This is a genomic window from Endozoicomonas acroporae (assembly GCF_002864045.1).
GTDB classification, from domain to species: domain Bacteria; phylum Pseudomonadota; class Gammaproteobacteria; order Pseudomonadales; family Endozoicomonadaceae; genus Endozoicomonas; species Endozoicomonas acroporae.
Genome location: NZ_PJPV01000285.1, coordinates 1 through 1270, shown reverse-complemented (window position 1 = coordinate 1270; position 1270 = coordinate 1). Strand labels below are relative to the sequence as shown.

1 protein-coding gene is annotated in these 1270 nt (G+C 49.5%); it reads left to right on the top strand.

From position 1 onward, the window contains the following. Nucleotides 1-311 precede the first annotated feature (311 nt). Nucleotides 312-1270 (top strand): IS110 family RNA-guided transposase (locus tag CX664_RS25225; protein ID WP_101749323.1); only part of this gene is annotated, 959 nt, incomplete at its 3' end.

Below are 1270 nucleotides of genomic sequence, written 5' to 3'. Positions count from 1 at the left end.
CACAAATGCTCATGACCGACATTTCGGTCACCCCGCACAATGAAAATTAGGCTCTGCCACAATTATCATGGTGCAGAGCCTGGCAGTGGTCGTTATCTTTGCAGTGGCTTATAGACCCTGAACACAAATTGACCCGGGCTGGATCGTTCGCACCCTCGCTTATCTCATGGTTCTGAACTGGCACCATCAAGGTTCCATTTCTGAAACATTGAATGCACGGCAAACAGTCCTGTTCTCCAGGTGAGATCATGGCGATCCGATCCAGTCCGCCAGGCTCTGCCGGGCCGAAGTGAACGTTTGGAGCATAGACGATGCAAACCATTGTGAAAAATTGTGCAGGCATTGATGTCCATAAAATGATGGTCATGGTTGCCATTCGCAAAGAAACGCCAGAAGGCAATATTCAAACATTAACCCGTGAATTCGGCACCTTCCGGAAAGACCGGGAGCTGATGTGCCAGTTCCTGAAACAACATCAGATTGACCTGGTGGTCATGGAAAGTACCGGTGTCTACTGGAAAAGCATTTACGCATCTATCATTAGTTGCAACCTGAACCCTTGGGTGGTGAATGCCCGGCACGTCAAGAATGTACCCGGTCGCAAGACGGATACATTGGAAAGCCAGTGGCTCGCCCATCTTGCCCATTGCGGCCTGGTTCGCCCGAGCTTTGTACCTCATCCAGACCAGGAACAATTACGTTTACTGACTCGTCGGCGAGACACACTGGTCAAGCAAATGGCCAATGAAAAGAATCGTCTTCATAAAATTCTGGACGACAGCGGTATCCGACTGGGTGGCCTGATCAGTGATATTAACGGCAAGTCTGGCCAGCGCATGGTAAACGCTCTGATTGATGGTGAATCCCTTCAGGACATTATCAAGAAGGCTGATAGTCGACTGAAGGCCGACAGAAAACAGCTGATGGCCAGTATGGATGAAGAGCTTTCCCCTTCTCATCGAATCGTATTGACAGACATTCGGGATCACATTGATTTTCTGAGCAAGCAGCAGGATAAGCTGGAAAAACAGATTCTGAAAAGCATTGAGCCCTGGAAAGAAGCCTGGCAGATACTGCAGACGCTACCCGGAGTCAGCGAAATGAGTGCAGCAACACTGATCGCAGAAATCGGTGATGACATGAGCAAGTTCGGAGGCATGAAGGAAATCGCTTCATGGGCTGGGCTGTGTCCGGGCAACAACGAGAGTGCTGGGAAATGCAAAAGTGGTCGAACCCGAAAAGGGAACAAGATGATCAAAACGATCTTGTG